Below are 7,752 nucleotides of genomic sequence, written 5' to 3'. Positions count from 1 at the left end.
CCGATCCTTCGGCGTTGATCCACCAAATGCGCAGATGCGATGTGCCCCAATCTACCGCCAACCAATTCGATGTCATCGCGTCTCTCTTATTCTGTCTTTATCCTGTGACTACAACGCCACCATCAATTACCAAAGCCTGCCCGGTCATCATTCGGCTTGCATCTGAAGCAAGAAACAGTGTGCCGTCCACAATATCTTGGGGCTGCAAATGCGTTTTGAGGCATTGCTTTTCCATATGTGCTTTCAATGCTTCGGGTGCAGCCCAAAGATCAATCTGCTTTTCAGTAAGAACCCACCCCGGCGCTAGTGCGTTGACGCGAATACCAAATTGCCCCAAATCGCGCGCGAGGCTGCGGGTCATTCCGTTGATGCCGGAATTAGCTGTGGTATAGATCGGGTAGCCAGCGCCGCCCATCATGTAGCTGATGGAGCTGAAATTGATGATTGCACCTTTGCCGACTTCTTTCATTCCCTCAAGCACTGCTTGGGCGGCAAAAAAATAAGCTTTGAGGTTGACTGCAATCATACTGTCCCAGAAAGTTTCGTCCACGTCCTCGATCCGGTGACGCATATCATTGGCCGCGTTATTTACCAAAATAGTCACTGGGCCATGGGCCTTTGCAGCGCTATCTATTGCAGAGCGTAGGTTCACATTTTGTGTGATATCGCATTGGATAAATAGTGGGCGGTTGCCGGTCGCCTGTTCCATTGCCTCAACAAAATTTGAAGCGTCGCGGCGCCCAACAAAGGTAACTTTCGCACCTTGGCGTAAGAACCCCTCGGTCAAAGCCGCACCGATGCCAGAGCCGCCCCCTGTGACGAAAACGGAGGCTCCTTCAAGGTCGGAAAAGGATGCAACATTCAATGTTTGGATACCTTCTTAGGTTACGCAGCTTTGGAGGCTCGCGCCCATGAGGGAAGCCAGTCTTTATGGGCCGCAAGTAATTCATCCACAAGTGCACGGATTTGACGCAGATCTAGTTCAGCTGCGGTGTGGGGATCCATCATGGCTGCATGATAAACATGCTCGGGATTTTCATCCATGAGCGCGCGGACAGTTAATTCTTGAACGTTGATTTGACTGCGCATAAGCGCAATCAATTGTGGTGGGATATTTTGGACAATTGAAGGCTGCACACCGTTTTTATCGACCAAACAAGGCGTCTCAACCACAGCATCTATTGGTAACTGTGGAATTTGTCCCCGATTAGGCAGGTTCCCATAAGCAACATAGGGTCGATCCGTCAAAATCGCGTTCATAATCTCAGCTGCGAATTCATGGCTCTTGGGCACTTCGAGCCCCGCTTGTGCAGTCAAATCTGCCGCCTGTTTTTTCCATGCGGCGGCCTGCTCAATGCAACGCTTAGGATATTCATCCAAAGGAATGCCGAATTCTGCGATCAAATCCTCACGGCCGTCTTTAATAAACCATGGCACATATTCAGCCAAATGCTCGCTACTTTCGGTACAGAAATAGCCCAAGTGTTGCATCACTTCGTAGCGCAAATTGTTGGGACAGCGCGGCATTAAAAGTGGGGGCTTGGGTAAGCGACCTGACACATATCCTTCGCGCAAGGCTGGGTAAAGAGAGCGGCCATTGCTATCTTCGAGAGTTAAGAAAAAGGCCACATGGTTCACCCCTGCGACTTTGTAACGTATATCCGTTTCACGCATGTCCAGATCATGTGCCAGTTCGTGAACGGTATTTTGAACCGAATGGCATAGACCCACTTGGCGCAAATTTGGAAAGCGAGCGGCCAAAGCCCAAGTATTTATTGCCATTGGGTTTACATATTGCATTAGCAATGCATCAGGGCAGACGGCGGCCATATCCTGTGCCACGCGCCATAGATGAGGAACGGTGCGCAAGCCCCGCATAATGCCTCCAACCCCTAGAGTATCTGCTATTGTTTGGCGTATTCCGAAGCGTTTTGGCACATCAAAGTCGGTGATTGTGCAAGGATCATAGCCGCCAATCTGGAAGGCAGTTACAACAAAATCTGCTCCCTCCAGAGCGCGACGTTGGTCGCTGTAGGTTGTGATTGTGGCCCCTGTCCCCATGGTTTCCACCATTTTGCGCGCGACTTGTTCCGACTCCGACAGGCGCAAAGGATCAATATCCATTAGCGCAATATCGGCATCGCGCAGCGCTTCAAAATGCAGCATGTCGCCTACAATGTTGCGCATGAAGATAGTAGATCCTGCGCCGATAAAGGTCAGTTTTGTCATTTGACTGCTCCGAGTGTCAGACCTGCAATAAAATGGCGTTGCATCAAAAAAAACATCATGACGGGCGGTAGTGCTGCAACAAGGCTGCCTGCGCTCATCAGATTATATTGTGCCACGAATTGGCTGTTAAAACTGGTGATCCCTGCGGTGACGGGCTGGGCATCTGGACCTTGAGTCAAGACGACCGCCCAGAAGTAATCATTCCAAATAAAGGTAAAGATTAGAACCGATAGTGCAGCGATAGCAGGTCGCATTAGAGGTAAAACGATGAACCAGAAAATTCGCCACTCTTTAACACCCTCAACCCGTGCAGCTTCGATTAGTTCATACGGCAGCGCACGGATAAAGTTGCGCATAAACAGTGTGCAAAAACCAGTTTGAAAGGCGACATGAAATAGAACCAAACCAAGCTTGGTGTCATATAGTCCAGCATTAACTGTTAAGTCGCGCACAGGCACCATTAGGATTTGGAATGGTACGAAATTACCCGCGATAAACATAAAAAAGATAAAAAGATTACCTCGAAAGCGGTAAATTCCCAGTGCAAAACCTGTCATACAGGATAAAGCGACTGCCCCGACCACTGTTGGCACTGTTATCAAAAATGAATTCCACAGATACTGCGGCATATCACTGTCGAAAAAGACTTTGCTGTAATTTGTGAACAATTCAAACGACGAGGGTACTCCCCAATAATTACCATTGGTAAAATCTATGCTGGGACGCACTGAAAATAGCGCGACGGCAATCAGGGGCAGAAGCCACAGAACTAGTACGATCGGCACCAGAGCTTTATAGGTGATTTGTGCGGTGCGCGATCGCCTTTCGATGGGTGTGGGAAACATCAGGGCACCTCTACTGTCGCGCTTCGCGCTCATTGTGCCACATCGACCATAGGAAATAGCCGATGAAGATGAGCATTATCAGGAACAATATTACGGCGATGGCCGATCCGTACCCCATACGGAAGCCATACTCAGATAGCGCTTTCTCAAACATGTAGAATGATAAAACCCGGGTCGACCCAAAGGGCCCTCCATTAGTCATTATAGAGATTAGATCAAACGAGCGCAGAGCGCCAATAATCGTCACCACAAAAGCGATAAAAGTTGCAGGGCGCAATTGTGGCAATATCACATACCACAACATCTTTCGGCCCCGTGCGCCGTCAAGGCGTGCAGCTTCGATTTGTTCAGGATCAACGGCGTTCAGGCCTGTAAGGTATAGGATCATGCAATAGGCCGTTTGAGGCCAAAGTCCGGCTGCGATAATACCATATGTTGCCAAATTGGGGTCGCCCAAAATGTTAACGGGACCTAAACCAAACAACTCAAGAAGCGCGTTCAAAACTCCTTCACGGGGCAGATAGAACCAAGAAAAAACGAGTCCAACCACAACCTGACTTATCACAAAGGGGAAAAAGAACAGGGATTTGTATATGCGGATGCCTGCAATTGTCTGATTAAGGAAAAGTGCTATGAAAAGCCCCGCAGGAATGGAGAGCAAATACAAAAGCAACCATTTGAAGTTATTCCAAAGAGAAACTTCAAAGGCTCGATCAGTTATCAATTCGCGATAATTTTCAAGACCGACGTACTCGCCTTGAGTGGCTAAATCGCCTAACCCGTTCCATTCGAAGATTGAGATGTAAAAGCTCTGAAAGATGGGTACGATCACATACAAAGTAAAAAACGCCATGCCCGGAATCAAGAATAGAATTGGGGTTATGATCATACGATGGCGCGTGAGCCATGTCTGGAACGATGAGGCATTGGCAATGACCATGTCATCTCCTTAGGCCACGGGTGGGCTTTTCAGGTTGGCAACAAATGCGAAAGCCAAAAACAACGGCTTACGGATGTGTTGCACGGGGGTCAGATGGGGCCCGTTAAGTGGGCCCCATCAAAATTTTATTGATAGATGCGCTCACGTGCACTCTCGAGACGAGCTAGGATGTCTTCGAGATTGTCAGGGAAAACCATAAATTCTTGTAGGCCTTCCATACCAATTGATGCCATTTCTGCTGGGAAATCGCGGTCAAAGAATTGTGCAATTCCGCCAGTGGCGTTCTGGGACAGCATAGCGAAGCCCTGTTGAACAAATTCATCATCTGCAACGCTTGCATTTGCGTTGACTGGCAATTGGCCCAAGCCATCTGGTCCGTTAATTGCAGTTTGCACTTCTGGCGAGGTGACATATTGCAGGAAAGCACGAGCCGCTTCTACGTTCTGAGCGCCTGCAGCAACATGGAACGTATCGGTTGGAGCATCCTCACCCATCGCCACGTTAGGATTGATTACAGGAAATTGGTAAAAGTCGATCTGATTATCTCTCAGGCCAGCTTCGCGTAGCTGTGGCACAACGAAGTTGCCCATCAGATAAGCTGCAGCTTCACCATTAACGATGAAAGGCAGAGCTTCCTGCCAGCTGTAGGTCTGGTGGTCATCGATGAACGCGCCCATATCTATCAGACGGCGCCAGTTTGCAAATGTCTGTCGCACGCCCTCGTCATCTGTCCATGATAGCTCTCCACGGGCCAATGCCATGTGATGATCAAAGCCATTTGTGCGCATATTGAGGTAGTCGAACCAACCACCTGCAGTCCAAAGAAACTTGGTGCCAATGGTATAACACTTCCTGCCAGACTCGAGGATGACTTGGCAGTTTGTTATTTCTTCTTCGAATGTATCAGGCTCAGAAAGGCCTAATTCGTTGAAAATATCCTCGCGGTAATAAATGCCCCATTGGTAGTAGGTGTATGGGATACCCCATTGCTTACCATCAATTGTCATCGCCCCTTCAACGGCCTCAAGACCTGCATAATCACCTGCGGCCCACCAATCCGAAATGTCCATAAACAAGCCTGCGTCGACATATGGGCCCATACGGTTTGCAGCGTACCAGTTCACAACATCTGGTGGGTTAGCAGAAAGTGCGTTGCGAATTTGACTTTTCCAAGCTTCGCGGTCGACCACTTCCAGCTCAACCGTTAACCCGGAGTGCATGGCGTCAAAATCTGCTGCCAATCCTTCCATCACCGCCCGCGGTGCAGGGTTTGACATGTCCGAGATAATTCGGAGCGTTCCAGAGAGCTCGCCTTGCGCCATTACAGGGGCCGTCAGACTTGTAGTGATCGTCAACGCAAGCGCTGCCAAGCTTGATTTCTTTAACATCGGTATCCTCCCAAAATTACGTGTTGAGGATATTCCAAATAGTGGAACATCATCCCAAGTATTGAAACTATGCAAGATTCGGATTATAAAAGTCAAGCAGCGTCAGAGGGCGCTAGAATTCAATGAAGGGCATAAGCTAATGACGCTCCATAACAAGCAAGCGAACAAAGCGGACGGAACAGTCGGTAAAGCGCTGGATGTGATGGACTTAGTTGGCAGTTTTGGTCGCCCAGTTCGTTTATGCGAGCTTCTCAACAAAACATACCATCCTAAAGCTACGCTATATCGGTTGCTTCAAACCCTGACCAATCAGGGCATGTTGGCCTATGATCCAAAACAACAAACCTATTCGCTGGGTCTGCGCCTCGTTCGTTTGGCGCATACTGCGTGGCAGGTAAGCTCACTTGCCCCACTTGCACGCACCTTTATAGATGCATTGTCTAACGACGTAGGGGAGACCATTCATCTTGCGCAAATGGATCAAGGGCAAGTTTTGTATGTTGATAAGCGTAATGCCCGACATCCCATTGAGATGTTTTCCCAGGCAGGCAAAATTGGACCCGGTTATTGTACGGGTGTTGGCAAGGCTATTATGGCCTTTTTAGCTCCTGATGACCGACAAAAAGCAGTCAACCTCCAGTCCTATTATGCTCATACTCCTAACACGCTTACTACTCCTGCAGCTTTAGTCGCGGAATTAGAAAAAATTCGAGCTGTTGGGGTTTCTTTTGATCGCGAAGAACACGAGCCTGGCATCATTTGTATCGCAGCACCTATCTTGTCGAAAACTGGTCGTGTGCTAGGCGCTTTATCAATAACCACATCCACGCAGCGCAACACTCTTGAAGGGCTAGCCGCTTTTCGCCCCGCTTTAAATGCTACCGCACAAAAAATTGCTGACGCAGCCGCCAGTTGGCAATTTCCCGAATAACGGCCCATAGGAGAAAAGACCGATGACGGGTGTAACCTTGACAGACGCCGTGAAAAAATATGGTGGAGTACAAGTAATTCATGACATTAACCTGGCAATCGAGGACGGTGAGTTTTGCGTTTTCGTTGGGCCATCAGGGTGTGGAAAATCCACACTGCTGCGAATGATTGCAGGTCTCGAGGAAACCACGTCGGGTCAAATTCACATTGGCTCGCGCGATGTCACTAGGCTTGATCCTGCAGATCGAGGCGTGGCGATGGTGTTTCAAACCTACGCTCTTTATCCTCATATGACAGTAGAAGAAAATATGGGATTTGGTCTTAAAATGAGCGGCCACCCAAAGACTGAAATCAAAACAAAAGTTGCTGAAGCAAGCCGCATCTTAAAGCTTGATGACTACTTAACAAGAAAACCAAAGGCGCTTTCTGGTGGGCAGAGGCAGCGTGTTGCTATCGGACGGGCAATAGTTCGTGGACCTGAGGTGTTTTTGTTTGATGAACCGCTGTCAAATTTGGATGCTGAGTTGCGAGTGGATATGCGGGTCGAGATTGCGCGTCTGCACAAGGAAATTGGCGCAACTATGATCTATGTGACACATGATCAAGTTGAGGCTATGACTTTAGCCGATAAAATCGTTGTATTGCGAGCTGGTCACGTCGAGCAGATAGGCAGCCCAATGGATTTATATGAGAACCCTGATAATAAATTCGTAGCGGGTTTCATCGGATCGCCAGCAATGAATTTTATTCATTGCAACGTTGAAGGCGACAAGCTGCGCATACCATCCTTGAATAATCGGACAATCGCCCCGAACATCGATCAACCACTCACCAGTGAATTTGTTTATTTGGGTTTGCGCCCTCAGCATTTGCGGATTGCACCTGCGCCGAGTAATATAAAACTAGATATTCGTGAGCGATTGGGTGGTGTCTCTTATGACTATTTAATCCCACCTGGCGGCGAGAAACTGATTGTGGAGACCCGTGATAACGCACCTATGAAAGAGGGTACCACGGTGAGCGTTGATTTTGATCTGGACGATGCAATGTTTTTTGATGGCCAAACTGAAATGCGCTTACGTTAGGCCGGTAGTAGCGCGCTGACTTGATTCAGAGGCGCGGTTGCCAAAATACAGCAAGTGAACAAGGGTACTAAGGTCAGAACCCATCGATTTCCATCCAGCGGCAGGCTTCGCAACGAAATCCTAAACGCAAACTGGTTCCGAACCACCTGCAAAGCCCAAGCCACAATCAATCGCTGGATCAAAGAGTACAACCATATCCGACCCCATCAAAGCCTCGGAATGCGCCCACCAATACCAGAAACTACGACCCTAAAATTGGATCAAACATAGGGGGCTTGACAAAGACGCGTTGAAACATTGGTAATCTTTGTCATGCCGGCCTCTCATCAAAAATC

General features: G+C 48.6%; 8 protein-coding genes. 3 read left to right on the top strand and 5 right to left on the bottom strand.

The annotated features are described in order from the left end of the window. Positions 1-97: 97 nt before the first annotated feature. The 5 genes from AAC620_RS12220 to AAC620_RS12200 all read right to left on the bottom strand — a co-directional run bounded on the left by AAC620_RS12220 (position 98) and on the right by AAC620_RS12200 (position 5,402). Positions 98-865: an SDR family NAD(P)-dependent oxidoreductase gene (locus tag AAC620_RS12220; RefSeq protein WP_340245361.1), complete on the bottom strand. Its 768-nt coding sequence runs from the start codon at positions 863-865 to the stop codon at positions 98-100. A 20-nt stretch (positions 866-885) separates the two neighbouring features. Further along, on the bottom strand, positions 886-2,229 hold the full coding sequence (locus AAC620_RS12215) for an alpha-glucosidase/alpha-galactosidase (protein ID WP_340245359.1): 1,344 nt from the start codon (positions 2,227-2,229) through the stop codon (positions 886-888). Further along, positions 2,226-3,074 carry a carbohydrate ABC transporter permease gene (locus AAC620_RS12210; protein ID WP_340245365.1) on the bottom strand — a complete coding sequence of 283 codons (849 nt, stop codon included), beginning with the start codon at positions 3,072-3,074 and terminating at the stop codon, positions 2,226-2,228. Before AAC620_RS12210 ends, AAC620_RS12215 begins: the two co-directional genes overlap by 4 nt. 10 nt (positions 3,075-3,084) lie before the next feature. After that, complete coding sequence (locus AAC620_RS12205; RefSeq protein WP_340245357.1) at positions 3,085-4,014, bottom strand: carbohydrate ABC transporter permease; 930 nt, start codon at positions 4,012-4,014, stop codon at positions 3,085-3,087. A gap of 125 nt (positions 4,015-4,139) precedes the next feature. Beyond that, positions 4,140-5,402 (bottom strand): ABC transporter substrate-binding protein, encoded by a 1,263-nt coding sequence (locus AAC620_RS12200; protein WP_445322470.1) that lies wholly within the window; start codon positions 5,400-5,402, stop codon positions 4,140-4,142. A gap of 139 nt (positions 5,403-5,541) precedes the next feature. Between AAC620_RS12200 and AAC620_RS12195 the strand changes: the two genes are divergently transcribed. The 3 genes from AAC620_RS12195 to AAC620_RS12400 are packed head-to-tail and all read left to right on the top strand — an operon-like array spanning position 5,542 to position 7,687. Beyond that, positions 5,542-6,333 carry an IclR family transcriptional regulator gene (locus AAC620_RS12195; RefSeq protein ID WP_340245354.1) on the top strand — a complete coding sequence of 264 codons (792 nt, stop codon included), beginning with the start codon at positions 5,542-5,544 and terminating at the stop codon, positions 6,331-6,333. A 22-nt stretch (positions 6,334-6,355) separates the two neighbouring features. Beyond that, entirely contained in the window at positions 6,356-7,417 is a 1,062-nt protein-coding gene (locus AAC620_RS12190) for an ABC transporter ATP-binding protein (RefSeq protein ID WP_340245352.1), read from the top strand. Between the two features lie 54 nt (positions 7,418-7,471). After that, on the top strand, positions 7,472-7,687 hold the full coding sequence (locus tag AAC620_RS12400; RefSeq protein ID WP_445322469.1) for an integrase core domain-containing protein: 216 nt from the start codon (positions 7,472-7,474) through the stop codon (positions 7,685-7,687). The last annotated feature ends 65 nt before the right edge of the window (positions 7,688-7,752 follow it).

Origin of the sequence: Roseobacter sp. HKCCA2468 (assembly GCF_037805105.1) — a bacterium.
Taxonomy (GTDB): Bacteria; Pseudomonadota; Alphaproteobacteria; order Rhodobacterales; family Rhodobacteraceae; genus M30B80.
Note: the sequence above shows the minus strand (reverse complement) of the source record. Positions and strands in the feature narration are given on the sequence as shown.